Origin of the sequence: Bradyrhizobium sp. WYCCWR 13022, from assembly GCF_030435535.1 — a bacterium.
Classification (GTDB): Bacteria; Pseudomonadota; Alphaproteobacteria; order Rhizobiales; family Xanthobacteraceae; genus Bradyrhizobium.
In genome coordinates, this window is the sequence record NZ_JAUIZJ010000002.1 from 1,404,256 (window position 1) to 1,420,362 (window position 16,107).

A 16,107-nucleotide genomic window follows, 5' to 3' on the forward strand; every position below is an offset into this window, starting at 1 on the left:
CATTCGGGACACGCCATGGATTATTTCAAGCGCTTCAACTTCCTGTTCGCCGCACCTGTGTTCGACGCGGACGATCTCGAGGGCCTCCGCTTCAACCAGATCATCGAGGAGATCCAGCGCTCCGGTTTCGAGGTGGTCCGGGCCCGCAAGCTGGAAGACGCCGAGATCGCGGTGCAGACTGATGCCGCCATCGGCTGCATGGTGGTGGACTGGGGGAAGAAGGGGCTTGAGGGCAAGACCTCCGCGCTGATCAATCTGATGCGGCGCCGCGGCCTCGACTTCCCGATCATCCTCCTGATCCGCCGCAAGCGGTTCGAGGATTTGCCGGTCGAGGTGCTCGACTTCATCGACGGCTACGTCTTCCTCTCGGAGGAAACGCCGACCTTCATCGCCAAGAATCTGATCAGCCGACTGAAACAATATGCCGAAACGCTGAAGACGCCGTTCTTCGGCGCGCTGGTCGACTATGCCGAGGAAGGCAACCAGCTCTGGACTTGTCCAGGCCACAATGGCGGCGTGTTCTACAACCGCAGCCCGATCGGCCGGGTCTTCGTGGAGCACCTCGGCGAATCCGTGTTCCGCGACGACCTCGACAATTCCGTGCTCGACCTCGGCGACCTGCTCACCCATGAGGGCCCGGCGCTGAAGGCGCAAAAGGAAGCCGCGCAGATCTTTGGCGCGGAAAAGACCTATTTCGTCCTCAACGGCACCTCGACCTCGAACAAGGTCGCGCTCGGTGCGCTCGTCACCGACGGCGACCTCGTACTGTTCGACCGCAACAACCACAAGGCTGCCCATCACGGCGCGTTGATGATCGGCGGCGGCATCCCCGTCTATGTCCCGACGATCCGCAACGCCTGGGGGTTGATCGGCCCGATGCGCTGGGACATGCTCGACGAGAAGGCCCTGCGCGAGGCGATCCGCAATCACCCCCTGGTCACGGACAAGGACGCCTGGCGCAAGGAGCGGCCGTTCCGCGTCGCCGTGGTCGAGCAGTGCACCTATGACGGCACGATTCACAACGCCGAAATGATCCTGAAGCGGATCGGCCATCTCTGCGAATACATCCTGTTCGACGAGGCTTGGGCCGGCTTCATGAAATTTCACCCGCTCTATACCGGTCGCTTCGCCATGGGCCTGGCCAACCTTGCGCCGGAAGCGCCCGGTATCATCGCGACGCAGTCGACACACAAGCAACTCGCGAGCTTCTCGCAGGCGTCCCAGATCCACATCAAGGACCGCCACATCCGCGGCCAGAAGCGGCGCGTCGAGCACCGCCGCTTCAACGAAAGCTTCATGCAGCACGCCTCGACGTCGCCCTTCTACCCGCTGTTCGCCTCGCTCGATGTCGGCGCCCAGATGATGAAAGGCCGCTCCGGCGAAGTGCTGTGGGACGACACGATCCGCCTCGGCATCGAGCTGCGCAAAAAGATCCGCGCGATGCGCCGGGAATTCGAGGAGAAGGAACAGAACCCGGATCGCCGCTGGTTCTTCGAGCCCTTCGTTCCCGATCGCGTCGCCATCCCCGACGTCAGCCGTCCGGGCGCCGCGCATAACGTTGCCTGGGAAACGCTCTCGACCGACGAACTCGCGACCAATTCCGCGCTCTGGCAGCTTTCGCCGGACAGCAGCTGGCACGGTTTCCCCGGCATGGCCGAGGGCTTTGCCATGACCGATCCGAACAAGCTGACCTTGCTCACCCCCGGCTTCGACCGCGCCACCGGCGCCTATGTCGACCACGGAATCCCCGCCCCTGTCGTCGCGCAATATTTGCGCGAAAACCGTATCGTGCCTGAAAAGAACGACCTCAACTCCCTGCTGTTCCTGCTCACGCCGGGCGTCGAGGCCAGCAAGGCCGGCACGCTGATCTCCGGCCTCGTCGCCTTCAAGAAGCTGCACGACGACAATGCGCTGCTGGCCGACGCGATCCCGGAATTCTATCAGCGGCGTCAGGCACGCTATGCCGGCGTGCGGCTGCGCGACCTCTGCGGAGAGATGCACCGCTTCTTCCGCGCCGCCGACGTTAGCGCGCTCCAGGCGCGGCAGTTCATGCCGGAGCACATGCCGGAGATCGCGATGTCGCCCCGCGATGCCGCCCGCTATCTGTTCAAGAACGACGTCGACTACCTGCCGATCGAGGCGATCACCGGCCGCATCGCCACCACGCCCTTCGTGGTCTATCCGCCAGGGATCGCTACCATCGTGCCCGGCGAGCGGCTGACGGAACGTGCCAAGCCCATGGTGGATTATCTCAAGATGTTCGAAACCTGCTTCAACACGTTTCCGGGCTTCGATGTCGAAATCCAGGGCGTCTACAAGGAAGTCGACGCGCGCGGCAGCATCGGACTCTATACCTATGTCGTTGCCGAGTAGGAGCCCATGAACGAAAAAGCGATTGCACGCACCGATGAGGAGCCGGTCCTGGTCCGGCCGTCACGCGAGAGCGATATCGAGGCGATGCTGGCGATCTATCGCCATCATGTTCGCAATGGCGTGCCGCGCGATGTCGAGGGAACCGGTGCGCCCGAGCCGGACGACCTTCGCGACCGGCGCAAGAATTTGAAGCAGACTCGCCTGCCGCATCTGGTCGCGACCTGGCGCGGCGAGGTCGTCGGCTATGCCTATGCGGTGCTGTTCCGCAAGCGCCCGGCCTATCGTTACACGGCCAAGCACTCGATCTACGTCCACCACGAGCATCTCGGCCGCGGCGTCGGGCGATTGCTGCTTCAAGAGCTGATCGATGCCTGTGCAGCGACCGGATTCCGCCAGATGATCGGCTACATCGATGCCGACAACGCACCGTCGCTGGCGCTGCACGAAAAGTTTGGATTTGCGCGCGTCGGCCTGCTCTGCGGCGTGGCCTATCGGCACGGCCGCTGGTCTGATACCGCCATGGTGCAGCGTTCGCTCGGCGCCGGCGTCACCGCGCCGCCGCCTGTCACGGCACCCGGACGTTAGACCTTACGAGGGAAAGTCAGCCGGTCTGACCTGAATGCGGTCGGCATGCAGCGACCAGTGATGCAACGCCTGGTCCTGGCAAAACCTCGCCTTCGCCCGCTCCCTCGCTTCGTCCTCGTCGACGGCATCGATTTCGAGCGTGCCCTGGCAGATCTCGCTCTGCCGGCCGTATTCGCCGAGCACGTCCTTCATGAACCTGACGACATAAGTTGACATGGGACCTCCTGCTGCCCCGGCAATACTTTAATTCCTTTAAGCCGGATGAGGGAGGGAGATTTTGACGCGGATCAAGGCCCGGCGAGGTTCCCGCCCCCTACCCCGGCGCGACGCCGAAGGTCTGCTTGAATCGTTCGGCATAGACGGGCCAAACCTCGGGATTGATGATGCGCGGCGGCCGCTTGCCGTCGAGCGTCTCGAGCACCTGCTCGGCGGCAATGCGGCCCATGTTCTGGCGCGCCTCGATCGTAACGCCTGCGGTGTGCGGGCTTGCCAGCACGTTGTCGAACTGAAGCAGCGGATGCTCCGGCGGCGGCGGCTCCTTGGACCAGACGTCGAGGCCGGCACCGGCAATGCGCCTATCGCGCAACGCGCCAAGCAGCGCGTCCTCGTCGTGAATGAATCCGCGCGCGGTGGTGATGAAATAGGCGTGCGGCTGCATCAGCCCGAACTCGCGCACGCTGATCATGTCGCGGCTGCCCTTGTTGAGCGGGCATGAGATCGAGACGAAATCGGCCCGGCGCAAAAGCTCGTCCAGCTCGACCTTCTCCCCGCCCCGCTCGGCCATCACCTCTTTCGAGAGATAGGGGTCGTAGGCCAGCACCTTCATGCCGAGCAGGCCCTTGCAGAGTGCTGCGATGCGGCGACCGACATTGCCGAGACCGACGATGCCGACGGTCTTGTGCTCGACCTCGTTGCCGATGAGCTCGTTACGGTTGACGTTGGCCTCGCGGCGGAGCCGTCGATCGGACTGGATGATGCGCTTGGACAAGGTCAGCATCATCGCCAGCGCGTGCTCGGCAACCGAATGCGCATTGCCGCCGGACTGGTTGACGACCAGCACGCCCGCATCAGTACAAGCCTGGACATCGACGGGGTCGAAGCCCGCGCCGTTGCTGGAGACCAGCAGCAGGTTCGGCGTGCGCTTCAGGAGGGCAGCGTCGACATGGAAATGCGGCGCCAGCTCGTCGCGGGCGGCGCCGATCTGGTAGACATGGGCCGCGCTCAGGATCGGCGCGTAGAAATCCTCGGGGCTTTCGTTCTCGATGCGGTCGAGCCGGACGTCGGGCCGCGCCTTCAGGATGTCGGCATAGATAGGATTGGCCAGGTATTTGACGTAGAAGACGCGTTTGCTGTTGACCGACATCAGGACCCTTCCGGCTCTCTCATGGAGACCCGCAAGGTCAGCGCCATGCGCGCCCTGCTCCTGCGTTCTCCCCGTTTTCTCGTTCTCCCGCTTATGACATGGCGGTGCCGGCCATGGCAGTCCGTCTGGCGCAGATCACGGTGCCGGCCCGGGTATGTTGACAATCCCGCCCGCTCCGTCAAGTTCGGCAGACCGCCGCGACGGACAAATAAGAAACATGCGCGGCTGAAGGGAGAACGCGATGGCGATTGCGGAACAGCAGACCTCGTCCCGGGCGGGACCGGAGGCCGGCGAGCGAAGCTGGCATAGCCTCGTCCTGCAAACCCTGAAGCGGAACGAGATCAGCCTCATCCCCTACGTGCCCGACCGCGTGCTGACGCCGCTGATCAAGAATTTGCACGCCGACCCTTTCTTCACGACCTTTGCCACCGCCCGCGAGGAAGAGGCCGTCGGCATCGTCTCCGGCGCCTGGATGGGCGGGCGGCGCGGCGCGGTGCTGATGCAGACTTCGGGCTTTGCAACGCTGGCCAACACGCTCGCCTCGCTCGCGGTGCCCTACCAGATCCCGCTGATCATGTTCGTATCCGAGCGCGGAACGCTCGGCGAGTTCAATTACGGCCAATCGCTGGTCTGCCGCACGATGCGCCCGGTGCTGGATTCGCTGGCGCTGGAGCACCACACCATCACCCGGCTCGACGAGCTCGAATTCATCGCCGACCGCTCGATCAAGCAGGCCGTCACCACGCAGGCGCCGGTCGCACTGATTCTCAATCCGCTGCTCACGGGCGGCAAGGTCTTCGACAAGTGAGCCCCGGCATGACCACGCGCAACACCAAGGTGATGAACCGCTTCGATGTGACCTCGCGCCTGATCGCAAAGCTAAAGCACGAGGAAGCGGTGATCGGCGGCATCGGCAATACCAATTTCGACCTCTGGGCCGCCGGCCACCGCCCGCAGAACTTTTACATGCTAGGCAGCATGGGCCTTGCCTTCCCGATCGCGCTCGGCGTGGCGCTGGCGCAGCCTGACCGCCGCGTCTTCGCGCTGGAGGGCGACGGCTCGCTCCTGATGCAGCTCGGCGCGCTCTCGACCATTGCGGCGCTGAAACCGAAGAACCTCATCATGATCGTGATGGACAACGGCATCTACCAGATCACCGGGGCGCAGCCGACGCCGGCCGCTGGCGTCGCCGACCTCGTCGCCATCGCCCTGGGCTCGGGTCTCACCAACAGTGCTTGGGCCGCGGACGAGGAGGATTTCGAGCGCCTGATCGACGAGGCGATGTCGGTCGACGAGCCGAGCCTGATTGCACTGCGCATCGACGACAAGCCTGGTGTCGGCACCACCCGCCGGGATCCCGTGCAGATCCGCGAGCGTTTCATGCACGGCCTCGGCGTGCGCGAGCCGCTTTAAGGTTTCGTCATCGACGATAAGGGCCCCGCGGAGCGTCACTCCGCGGGGCCCCTATATTCAATCGCTCACTTATGCTCCGATCAGTCGATGATCTTGACGACGCGGCGTGTGCGCGGCTCGACGATCACGCGACGATCGTTCACGACGGCATAACGATACTGGGTGTAGTTCGGCACCGGCCGCAACACTACGGTCGAAGGCAGCGGCTCGCCAACCACGACGCGCTCGTGCACCACCACGGAATCATCGCGCGGGATGCCACCCAGAATTGCATTCGGAATCTCCAGTCCGGCACCGACGGCCGCACCGACGGTGCCGCCAACCATCGCGCCCACGGGGCCTCCGATTTCGCCGCCCGCACGCGCGCCGTTCGCGGCGCCCTCGGCGGTCGTCGACTGAGCAAAGGCTGCACTCGACGCCAGCAGCGACGCGGCAGCCAACGAAATCGCAAGACTGGTTTTCATGTCCTTATGTCTCCAGTGATTGTTGTGCGGCATCAACCGCGGGGCCGGAGCATTGTTCCGGTTCCCGCGCGATGAAACACACATCAAACTGGTGAATGTCACTGCGTAACAGTTCAGCTGGCTGCGATCTCGTGGCCCGCCATCAGTTCCAGCGCACGGACCATCGCCGAATGATCCCAGCCCTTACCGCCATGCGCGGTGCAGGACGAGAACAATTGCTGCGCCACCGCCGTGCTCGGCAGCGACAGGCCGAGCGAACGCGCCCCTTCAAGCGCGAGGTTGAGATCCTTCTGATGCAGCTCGATGCGGAAGCCCGGATCGAAATTGCGCTTCACCATACGCTCGCCGTGTACCTCGAGAATGCGCGAGGACGCGAAGCCGCCCATCAGCGCCTTGCGCACCAGCGCAGGATCGGCACCGGCCTTGGACGCGAACAAGAGCGCCTCGCTCACCGCCTCGATCGTCAGCGCGACGATGATCTGATTGGCGACTTTCGTCGTCTGCCCGTCGCCATTCGCCCCGACATGCGTGACGTTCTTGCCCATCCTGTCGAAAACAGGCTTCATGGTGCCAAAGGCCCGCTCGGGCCCGCCGACCATGATGGTGAGGCTCGCAGCCTTGGCGCCAACCTCCCCGCCCGACACCGGCGCATCGAGGTAATCGGCGCCCAGAGCCTCGATCTTCTTCGCAAACTCCTTGGTCGCCAGCGGCGAGATCGAGCTCATGTCGATCACGATCTTGCCTTTGGAGATGCCGCCCGCGACGCCGTCCTTGCCAAACAGAACGGCTTCGACATGCGGCGTATCCGGCACCATGATGATGACGGCGTCCGCCTCCTCCGCAACCTCCTTGGCCGATTTGCAGGCGATGCCACCCGCCGCGATCAGCTCAGGCGCGACCGGCGCGACGTCATGCAGAAGAACACGATGGCCCGCGGCCAGGAGATGGCCGGCCATCGGCCGTCCCATGGTGCCAAGTCCGATGAATCCGATGTCGATCATGTCTGCGTTTCCTCAAGTCTCAAACGTCTGCGCGGCGTGCCAGGACAGGCCTTCCAGCGTCGTGGTGCGTGGCTTGTATTCGCAGCCGATCCAGCCGCGATAGCCGATCGCGTCGAGATGGCGGAACAGGAAGGGATAGTTGATCTCGCCGGTGCCCGGCTCATGCCGGCCGGGATTGTCGGCGAGCTGGATGTGGGAGATCTGCGGCAGATATTCCTGCATGGTGCGGGCGAGATCGCCCTCCATGATCTGCATGTGATAGATGTCGTATTGGACGAACAGATTGTTCGACCGCACCTCGGAGATCAGCTGGATCGCCTGCTCGGTGCCGTTGAGAAAGAAGCCGGGAATATCGAGCGTGTTGATCGGCTCGACCAGCAGCTTGATGTTCTCGCGCGCCAGCGTCGACGCCGCAAAGCGCAGGTTTCCGACCAGAGTCTCCTGAAGCTCGCGCGGATCGGCGTCGGCAGGCGCGATGCCGACGAGGCAGTTGAGCTGCTCGCAATCGAGCGCCTTGGCGTAGTCGATGGCGCGGAACACGCCGTCGCGGAATTCGCTGGTGCGATCGGGCAGGATCGCGATGCCGCGCTCGCCGTCGGCCCAGTTGCCGGCGGGCAGATTGTGCAGCACCTGGGTCAGCCCGTGGGCTTCCAGCTGCTCGCGCAGCTGCGCCTTGTCGAAATCATAGGGAAAGAGATACTCGACCCCGGCAAAGCCTGCCGCCTTCGCCGCGGCAAAGCGGTCGATGAACGGCATCTCGTTGAAGAGCATGGTCAGATTGGCGGCAAACTTCGGCATGGTGCGCTCCCCTATTCTGCCGGCTGCAACACGCCGGGCCTGATGGCCCCGACCTCGTCGAGCGGCAGATCCAGCACCTCCTCGAACTCGACGATGTTGTCGATCTCCGTGCCCATCGCGATGTTGGTGACGCGTTCGAGGATGAACTCGACCACCACGGGCACGCGGTGCTTCTTCATCAAGTCGCGTGCGGTTGCGAACGCGGCCTGCGTGTCCTTGGGATCAGTGACGCGGATCGCTTTGCAGCCGAGGCCTTCGGCGACGGCGACATGGTCGACGCCGTAGCCATTGAGCTCCGGCGCATTGACATTCTCGAACGAGAGCTGGACGTGATAGTCCATGTCGAAGCCGCGCTGGGCCTGCCGGATCAGGCCGAGATAGGAATTGTTCACGACCACGTGGATGTAGGGCAGATTGAACTGCGCCCCGACCGCGAGCTCCTCGATCAGGAACTGGAAGTCGTAATCGCCCGACAGCGCGACGATCTCACGATCCGGACACGCCGCGCGCACACCGAGCGCCGCCGGCAGCGTCCAGCCGAGCGGTCCCGCCTGCCCGGCGTTGATCCAGTTGCGCGGCTTGTAGACGCCGAGGAACTGCGCACCCGCGATCTGCGACAGGCCGATCACCGTGACATAGGCGGTATCGCGGCCGAACGCCTTGTTCATCTCCTCATAGACGCGCTGCGGCTTAATTGGGACGTTGTCGAAATGGCTCTTGCGCAGCATGGTTTTCTTGCGATCACGGCAGGCCGCGGGCCACGCCTGGCGCTCACGGAGCCTGCCGGAACGCCGCCACTCCGTGGCGACGGTGACGAAGAGCTCGAGCGCGGCCTTGGCGTCCGAGACGATGCCGAGATCGGGATTGAATACACGCCCGATCTGTGTCGGCTCGATGTCGACATGCACGAAGGTGCGGCCCTTGGTATAGGTCTCGACCGAGCCAGTGTGACGGTTGGCCCAGCGATTGCCGATGCCGAGCACGAAATCGGACTCCAGTAGCGTGGCATTGCCGTAGCGGTGGCTGGTTTGAAGTCCGACCATGCCGGCCATCAGCACGTGATCGTCGGGGATCGCGCCCCACCCCATCAGCGTCGGGACGACAGGCACGTTGGCGATCTCGGCGAATTCGACGAGAAGGTCGGAGGCATCGGCATTGATGATACCGCCGCCCGCAACGATCAGCGGCCGCTCGGCGGCGTTGAGCATCTCCAGCGCCTTCTCGACCTGCTTGCGGGTCGCGGTCGGCTTGTAGACCGGCAGCGGCTCATAGGTCTCGTCGTCGAATTCGATCTCGGCAAGCTGCACGTCGAGCGGCATGTCGATCAGCACCGGCCCCGGCCGGCCCGAGCGCATCACGTGAAAGGCCTGGCTGAACACGCGCGGCACCAACGCGGGCTCGCGCACGGTCACCGCCCATTTGGTCACGGGCTTGGCGATCGACTCGATGTCGACGGCCTGGAAATCCTCCTTGTAGAGCCGCGCGCGCGGCGCCTGCCCGGTGATGCAGAGGATCGGAATGGAATCGGCGATCGCCGAATAGAGCCCGGTGATCATGTCGGTGCCGGCCGGCCCCGAGGTACCGATGCAGACGCCGATATTGCCGGCCTTGGCCCTGGTGTAGCCCTCGGCCATATGGGAAGCGCCCTCGACATGGCGCGCAAGGATATGGCGGATCGAGCCGCGCTTCTTCAGTGCCGAGTAAAGCGGATTGATCGCCGCGCCGGGTACGCCGAAGGCGGTCGAGATGCCTTCCTTCTCCAGGATACGCACGGCCGCATCGACGGCTCGCATCTTCGCCATATCGGACCTCGCTTGGTTTAAGTCAGCGAGCGAGATCATCAGTCGCGAAAGATGCGATCTCAACGAAGCAGATTTTATTTTCCACGATGCGGCAGCGGTGGAAAAATTGCGGTGGTCTCAAGCGCTTAGATCGAGAAAACCGTGAAAGCCGCTCACTCGAACAGCGGCGCCAGCTCCATCTGCGGGACCAGCACAAGGCCCTTGTCGGTGATGCGAATTTCGGGAATGACCGATAGCGGAATCAAATTGAAGCCCATGTAAGGGATGGTGCAGCCGGCGCCGGCCCATTCCTTCTTCAGCACCTTGACCTCTTCGGCCACCTCCGTGACGCGCTTGTCAGAGAGCAGGCCCGCGATCGGCAGCGGCACCAGTGCCCTCACCCTGTCGTCGGCGACGACACAGACACCGCCCTGCTGCTCATTGATGGCAGCGATTGCCACCTGCATGTCGCCCTCGTTGGTTCCGGCAACGATGATGTTATGGCTGTCGTGGCCGACGCTGGAGGCGACCGCGCCGCGCTTGAGGCCGAAATCCTTGAGTAGGCCATAAGCGACGTTGCCGGCAGACTTGCCTTGGCGCTCGACCACCGTAACGAAGCACAGACCGTAGCGCGCGAACAGCGACGGCCAATCTTTTGCCGGCTCGATCGCTACTTTCTCATGGATCAGCGTAATACCGGGCAGCGCCGTCCTGATCGCATTGACGGTACAGGCCTTCACGGGCAGCTCCGGCGTCAGCTTCAGCTTCTCCGGGAGTTTGACGGTCGCATAGGCCGCCTTCGGATATTGATAGCGCTGCGATAGTGCCCGATCGAGACGCGGCGTGATCTTGCGATGCTCGACCACCAATTCGCCGCCATACCAGGTGCATTGCGGCTTGAGCTGGTCGTCCATCAGCACGAGATCGGCGCGGCGGCCGCCGCCGAGCCCGCCGATATCGCCCTCCATGCAGAAGCGCGTGGCGCCATGCAGCGAGCCCATCGACCACGCCTGTTCGGGCGACATTCCCGCTTTCACTGCTTCGCGCACCACCCAGTCGAGACCGAACAGCAGGAGATCATCAGCATCGCGATCGTCGGTGCACACGGCAGTTCGCTTGTGCGAGGCCCCTAACTCGGTGATCGTCCGGATCGCCTGCGGCAGCGAGTGCCAGGGCGTGGTCGGCGGACCGCCACGCAGAAACACCCAGACGCCGGCGTCGAGCAGATCGTCGGCGATGTCACGGTCGATCGCCTCGTGCGTGTCAGTGACGCCGCTCGCTGCATAGGCCGCGACGAATTCGCGGCCATAGACATGACCGGAGACCGGGCGGCCGCGCTTCAAGGCCGCGGCAAGGATGGCATGGCTGCGCTCGTCGCCCATCGTCACCGGGACGAAATCCATCTTCTCGCCAAGCGCGACGGCTTCAGGCCAGCGGTCGAACAAGCCTGCAATCTTGTCGGGCGTGAGATCACCGCCCGCAGTTTCCAGCTCCGCCGACGTCGCCGGCACCGTGCTCGGCACCGTCAAGAAGATCGAGAGCGGCGCCTCGCGGGCGTCCTCCAGCATCGCCTCGACGCCAGCAACGTCCATGACGTTGCCAATCTCATGGCTGTCGCAGAAGATCGTGGTGGTGCCGTTCAGCAGTGCAGCCTCGGCGTAAGCGCACGCCGTCACCATCGAGGATTCGATGTGGATGTGCGGATCGACCAGCCCCGGCGCCACGATGCCGCCGGCGGCGTCATAAACCGAGACGTCGCTCCACGTCTTCTTCGCCGTGCCTGATGGTTTCACTGCGGCAATGCGGCCGCCGGTGATCCAGACCTCCCGTCCCGGATGGATCCGCTCCGAATAGGTCGAAAGCGCCCGCGCGCCTGAGATGACGAGGTCGGGCATGATGCGCGCAGAGGCGACATCGGCGAGACGGCGCGTCATGGCGTGCAGCGGCGCGACGGCAAAACGGGTGAGCTTGGTCATCGGAACCCTCGCGTGGCGTTACGGCCGAGCGATGGTTACGCTCTGCGCCAAAGCGGGCAAGCTCAAAAATGACGGCCCGCCTGCTCAGGCCTTGGGCGGCGAACCGCCTGCCCCCACTCGATTCGCAGGTCTGCGTGACTTCCGCGTTCTAGGCGACTGTGGCGCGGCAGCGGGCTTGACCCGAATCCGCATCGACCGGCCCTTAGGTTCATCAATCTCGAATGAATTTGTTTTTCGCACGAGGTCGCTCAGTTTGCGGGAGCCGTAGGTTCTGGAATCGAAATCGGGGGCGAGGTTGGTAAGCCCTTTTCCGACCTCCCCGAGAGAAACCCATCCGTCTTCGCTTTCCATCTGGGCGATGACTTTCTTGATCATGGGGATGGCTGCGTCAGGGGGTTGAAGCAGCGGCGACCTGGAGGCGGCACCCTGGGTGTTCGCCGGCGCGGCAAGCAGATTCTCGGTATAAACGAACCTCCGGCAGGCCTGCCTGAAGCTCTCCGGCGTCTTGTGTTCGCCGAACCCAAAGACATCAACGCCCTGCTCTCGGATACGGGCGGCAAGACGGGTAAAGTCGCTGTCGGAGGAGACTAGGCAAAAGCCATCGAATCGACCGCTGTGCAACAAGTCCATTGCGTCGATGACCAGAGTTATGTCGGAGGCATTCTTTCCCGCCGTATAGGCGAACTGTTGCTGCGGAATGATGGCGTATTTCGACAAAAGATCGGCCCAGCTCCTGGATCGCGCATTGGAGAAGTCGCCATAGATGCGGCGAACGCTGGCTTCCCCGATCTTGGCAATCTCCTCGAATAGCCCATCCGCGATTTTCGCGGATGCATTGTCAGCATCGATCAGAACAGCAAGACGGGGCGAACGGAGCTCAACGGGCATGACATTCCCCAAAAGGATGCGACAACGGTGGATGTATAACGATGTCGGGGCTCTTGCCGCCAGACTTGATTTCGTCAATGGGCAGCCGGACTGCAAACTCTGCTCACGCCGGTTTCACCGCCGGCGTGACACCACCGAGCGCCGCCGTGAGTTCCGCGGCCACATCCCGTACCACACGGCCGACCTCGGGCAGCCGCTCGTCAGTGATGCGGCTGGTCATGCCTGATACCGAGATCGCCGCAAGCGGCTCTGCGAGCGCGTTGTAGACCACGGCGGCGACGCAGCGCAGGCCCATCTGCGCCTCCTCGTCGTCAACGGCAAAACCTTGCTTTCGCACCGTCGCGAGCTCCTTGAAGAGATCGCTCGGCCGCACGATGGATTTTGCGGTGAGCCTCGGCATCCCGTGATGGCGGATGACAGCGCCGACATCCTCGTCGGAATAGGTTGCGAGCACGGCCTTGCCGACGCCTGAGGTCACCATTGCGACGCGGCCGCCGACCTTGGTCAGCGAGCGCATGATTTCCCGGCTCTCCATGCGGGTCAGCACGATGATGAACTCGTCGTCGACCACGGCGAGATTGGCGGTCTCACGCGTGAGATCACGCAACTTGCGCAAATAAGGAATGGCCTGCGCGGTAAAATTGCGCCGCCGCGCAAAGCTCGCGCCCACGGTAAAACTGCGTACGCCGACATGCCATTTGGATTCAGCGCGGTCGAATTGCACGAAGCGGCGGCTTTCCAGCGTCGCCAGCAGGCGGTGCACGGTGGAGGCCGACAGCCCGGTGCGGACAGCGAGATCGCTGAGGCGATAGCCTTCGTCGTCCTCGGCGAGGGTCTCCAGGATGGACAGCGCGCGGTCCACAGACTGCACGCCGCCGTCACGATCGGCCTCCGATGCCGATCGTGTTTCGAGCGATTTGCGCCGGATCACGTTCTTGCCCATCGCGACCTGACCGTTCCCACCTCTCCCCGCAGACGGGGAGAGGTGAAAGTTTTGCGTCTCAGAGCAGGCCCGCGCCGCGAGCCCACTTGTACTTGGCGCCGAGCACCTCGACCGGAAGTTCGGTCGAGTAAGCATAGGCCGGGATGCCGTTCTGGTAGAGATATTCGGCAGCTTCCTCGACTTCGACGTCGCCGGCGAGCGAAGCCACGATCGGCTTCACGAAGCCCTTGGCCTCCATCTCCTTCTTCACCTCGACCATGTTGCGGGCGAACACCATCGGCGGCGTGACGATGGTGTGCCAGTAGCCGAGGATCAGGGAGTGGATGCGCTCATCCGACAGACCCAGCTTCACAGTGTTGACGTAGGTGATCGGCGGCTCGCCGCCGGTGATATCCACAGGATTTCCGGCCGCACCAAACGGCGGGATGAACTTGCGGAAGGCAGCATCGAGATCCGGCGGCATCGACATCAGCGACAGGCCGTTGTCGACGCAGGAGTCCGACAGCAGCACACCCGAGCCGCCGGCACCAGTGATGATCAGCACGTTCTCACCCTTCGGCGTCGGCAGCACCGGCACACCACGGGCGAATTCGAGCAGCTGACGCAAGCTGCGGGCGCGGATCACGCCGGACTGCGCCAGGACGTCCTCGTAGATCTTGTCGTTACCGGCGAGCGCGCCGGTGTGCGACGAGGCCGCCTTGGCGCCGGCCGAAGTGCGGCCGGCCTTGAGCACGACGACCGGCTTCTTCTTGGAGACGCGCTTGGCGGCCTCCGCGAAGGCGCGGCCATCCTTGAGGTCTTCGCAGTGCTGCGCGATCAGGTTCGTGTTCGGATCCTGCTCGAAGAAGGCGAGCAGATCGTCCTCGTCGATGTCGGACTTGTTGCCGAGGCCGACGATCGCCGACACGCCCATCTTGGCCGAGCGCGAGAAGCCGATGATCGCCATGCCGATGCCGCCCGACTGCGACGACAACGCGGCGTGGCCCTTGACATCGTAAGCCGTGCAGAAGGTCGCGCAGAGGTTCGCCGGCGTATAGTAGAAGCCATAGATGTTCGGCCCCATCAGGCGGATGTCGTACTTCTTGCCGACCTCGACGATCTCGGCCTGGAGTTCCGGCGCGCCAGCCTCCGCGAAGCCCGACGGAATCAGCACCGCGCCCGGAATCTTCTTCTCACCGCATTCGGTCAGCGCTGCGGCCACGAACTTCGCGGGGATCGCGAACACCGCGGTGTCGATCACGCCGGGAACGTCCTTGACGCTCTTGTAGGCCTTGTAACCGAGGATTTCGGCCGCCTTCGGGTGGATCGGATAGATCTCGCCCTTGTAGCCGCCGTTGATGAGGTTCTTCATCACGGAGTTGCCGATCTTGCCGTCCTCGGCGGAGGCGCCGACCACGGCGACCGCCTTCGGCTGCATGATGCGGCTCATCGCCGCAACGATCTCTTCGGTCGGGCGCGGCTTCGGCTTGGGCTTGTATGCGAAGTCCACGACGATGCGGACGTCGGCGGCAATCGCGTCCTTGGCGGTGGCGAAGACAGGGTTGAGGTCGAGCTCGACGATCTCAGGGAAATCGGTGACGAGCTGCGAGACCTTGACGATGACGTCGGCGAGCGCCGTGCGGTTCACCGGCTCGCCGCCGCGCACGCCCTTCAGAATCTCATGTGCCTGGATGCCGTCGAGCATCGACAGCGCGTCTTCCTTGGTCGCGGGTGCGAGGCGGAAGGTGATGTCCTTCAGCACTTCGACCAGCACGCCGCCGAGGCCGAAGGCCACCAGCTTGCCGAACGAGCCGTCGGTGATCGAGCCGACGATGACTTCGGTGCCGCCGGCCAGCATCTGCTGCACCTGGATGCCCTCGATCTTGGCGTCGGCCTTGTACTTCTTCGCGTTGCCGAGAATGGTCTCGTAGGCCTTCTCGGCATCTTGGGCCGTCTTGACGCCAACGATGACACCGCCAGCCTCGGTCTTGTGGAGGATGTCCGGCGAGACGATCTTCATCACGACAGGGAAGCCCATCGACGAGGCCATCTTGCCGGCCTCGCCCGCTGACTTCGCCACGCCCTCTTTCGGCACCGGAATGCCGTAGGCGTCGCAGACCACCTTGCCTTCCGGCGCGGTCAGGCTGGTACGGTTGTCGGCCTTGACCTGGTCAAGGACCTTGCGGACGACGTCTTTGGAATTGGACATGAGCTTCTCCCTTGACCTTCAGTTCTTGCTTTGCAAAGCGCGCGTGATGCGGCTGCCGTGATACTTGCCATCGCCGCGCTCTGTTCCACCTAGCGGAACGGAGCGGCGAAAGGCCTTGATTACTCCGCCAGCTTGGATCAAAAATGGCTAGCGATGGCATTTGGTATGCCAGAAGCCAACTTGTCAAGCCAGAGCACCACCAAGAACGCTGCAAAAAATAGGCAGCTTGACATTCTGGCATGTGGTATGCCAAAAACTTTCCGGTAAATATTCCTGTAAAAGACGACTCCCACAGGAGGAGAATCGTCGTGTCACTGCGGAAACCAACCAAGGC

14 protein-coding genes are annotated in these 16,107 nt (G+C 63.5%); 4 read left to right on the forward strand and 10 right to left on the reverse strand.

Annotated elements, in window-relative coordinates; genetic code table 11:
* Window positions 1–15: 15 nt before the first annotated feature.
* Entirely contained in the window at window positions 16–2,373 is a 2,358-nt protein-coding gene (locus QY049_RS07815) for an Orn/Lys/Arg decarboxylase N-terminal domain-containing protein (RefSeq protein ID WP_194476709.1), read from the forward strand.
* A gap of 6 nt (window positions 2,374–2,379) precedes the next feature.
* Window positions 2,380–2,958, forward strand: coding sequence for a GNAT family N-acetyltransferase (locus QY049_RS07820; RefSeq protein ID WP_258762334.1), 579 nt, complete (start codon window positions 2,380–2,382; stop codon window positions 2,956–2,958).
* 3 nt (window positions 2,959–2,961) lie between these two features.
* Here the strand turns inward: QY049_RS07820 and QY049_RS07825 are convergent, their stop codons facing one another.
* A complete protein-coding gene (locus QY049_RS07825) occupies window positions 2,962–3,174 on the reverse strand; it encodes a hypothetical protein (RefSeq protein ID WP_194476711.1) in 213 nt (70 codons plus the stop codon).
* 97 nt (window positions 3,175–3,271) lie between these two features.
* A complete protein-coding gene (locus tag QY049_RS07830) occupies window positions 3,272–4,321 on the reverse strand; it encodes a hydroxyacid dehydrogenase (RefSeq protein WP_258762335.1) in 1,050 nt (349 codons plus the stop codon).
* Window positions 4,322–4,562: 241 nt separating this feature from the next.
* On the opposite strand from QY049_RS07830, the gene QY049_RS07835 reads away from it, so the two are divergent.
* The gene (locus QY049_RS07835; protein WP_194476713.1) at window positions 4,563–5,129 is read left to right on the forward strand and encodes a thiamine pyrophosphate-binding protein; all 567 of its coding nucleotides are present in this window, start codon (window positions 4,563–4,565) and stop codon (window positions 5,127–5,129) included.
* Between the two features lie 8 nt (window positions 5,130–5,137).
* Window positions 5,138–5,734 (forward strand): thiamine pyrophosphate-dependent enzyme, encoded by a 597-nt coding sequence (locus tag QY049_RS07840; RefSeq protein WP_194476714.1) that lies wholly within the window; start codon window positions 5,138–5,140, stop codon window positions 5,732–5,734.
* Between the two features lie 80 nt (window positions 5,735–5,814).
* On the opposite strand, the gene QY049_RS07845 is transcribed toward QY049_RS07840, so the two are convergent.
* The 8 genes from QY049_RS07845 to QY049_RS07880 form a co-directional block, all read right to left on the reverse strand.
* Entirely contained in the window at window positions 5,815–6,198 is a 384-nt protein-coding gene (locus tag QY049_RS07845; RefSeq protein ID WP_258762336.1) for a DUF1236 domain-containing protein, read from the reverse strand.
* 113 nt (window positions 6,199–6,311) lie between these two features.
* Window positions 6,312–7,199 carry a 2-hydroxy-3-oxopropionate reductase gene (locus tag QY049_RS07850; protein ID WP_258762337.1) on the reverse strand — a complete coding sequence of 296 codons (888 nt, stop codon included), beginning with the start codon at window positions 7,197–7,199 and terminating at the stop codon, window positions 6,312–6,314.
* Window positions 7,200–7,211: 12 nt separating this feature from the next.
* Window positions 7,212–7,997 carry a hydroxypyruvate isomerase gene (hyi, locus tag QY049_RS07855; protein WP_258762338.1) on the reverse strand — a complete coding sequence of 262 codons (786 nt, stop codon included), beginning with the start codon at window positions 7,995–7,997 and terminating at the stop codon, window positions 7,212–7,214.
* A gap of 11 nt (window positions 7,998–8,008) precedes the next feature.
* Window positions 8,009–9,799, reverse strand: a complete 1,791-nt coding sequence (gene gcl / locus QY049_RS07860; protein ID WP_258762339.1) for a glyoxylate carboligase — start codon at window positions 9,797–9,799, stop codon at window positions 8,009–8,011.
* A 152-nt stretch (window positions 9,800–9,951) separates the two neighbouring features.
* Window positions 9,952–11,754, reverse strand: a complete 1,803-nt coding sequence (locus QY049_RS07865; RefSeq protein ID WP_301269239.1) for an adenine deaminase C-terminal domain-containing protein — start codon at window positions 11,752–11,754, stop codon at window positions 9,952–9,954.
* An 84-nt stretch (window positions 11,755–11,838) separates the two neighbouring features.
* The gene (locus QY049_RS07870; RefSeq protein WP_258762341.1) at window positions 11,839–12,642 is read right to left on the reverse strand and encodes an NYN domain-containing protein; all 804 of its coding nucleotides are present in this window, start codon (window positions 12,640–12,642) and stop codon (window positions 11,839–11,841) included.
* Between the two features lie 103 nt (window positions 12,643–12,745).
* Window positions 12,746–13,585, reverse strand: a complete 840-nt coding sequence (locus tag QY049_RS07875) for an IclR family transcriptional regulator (protein WP_258762342.1) — start codon at window positions 13,583–13,585, stop codon at window positions 12,746–12,748.
* 58 nt (window positions 13,586–13,643) lie between these two features.
* A complete protein-coding gene (locus QY049_RS07880; protein WP_194476720.1) occupies window positions 13,644–15,773 on the reverse strand; it encodes an acetate--CoA ligase family protein in 2,130 nt (709 codons plus the stop codon).
* Window positions 15,774–16,107 lie beyond the last annotated feature (334 nt).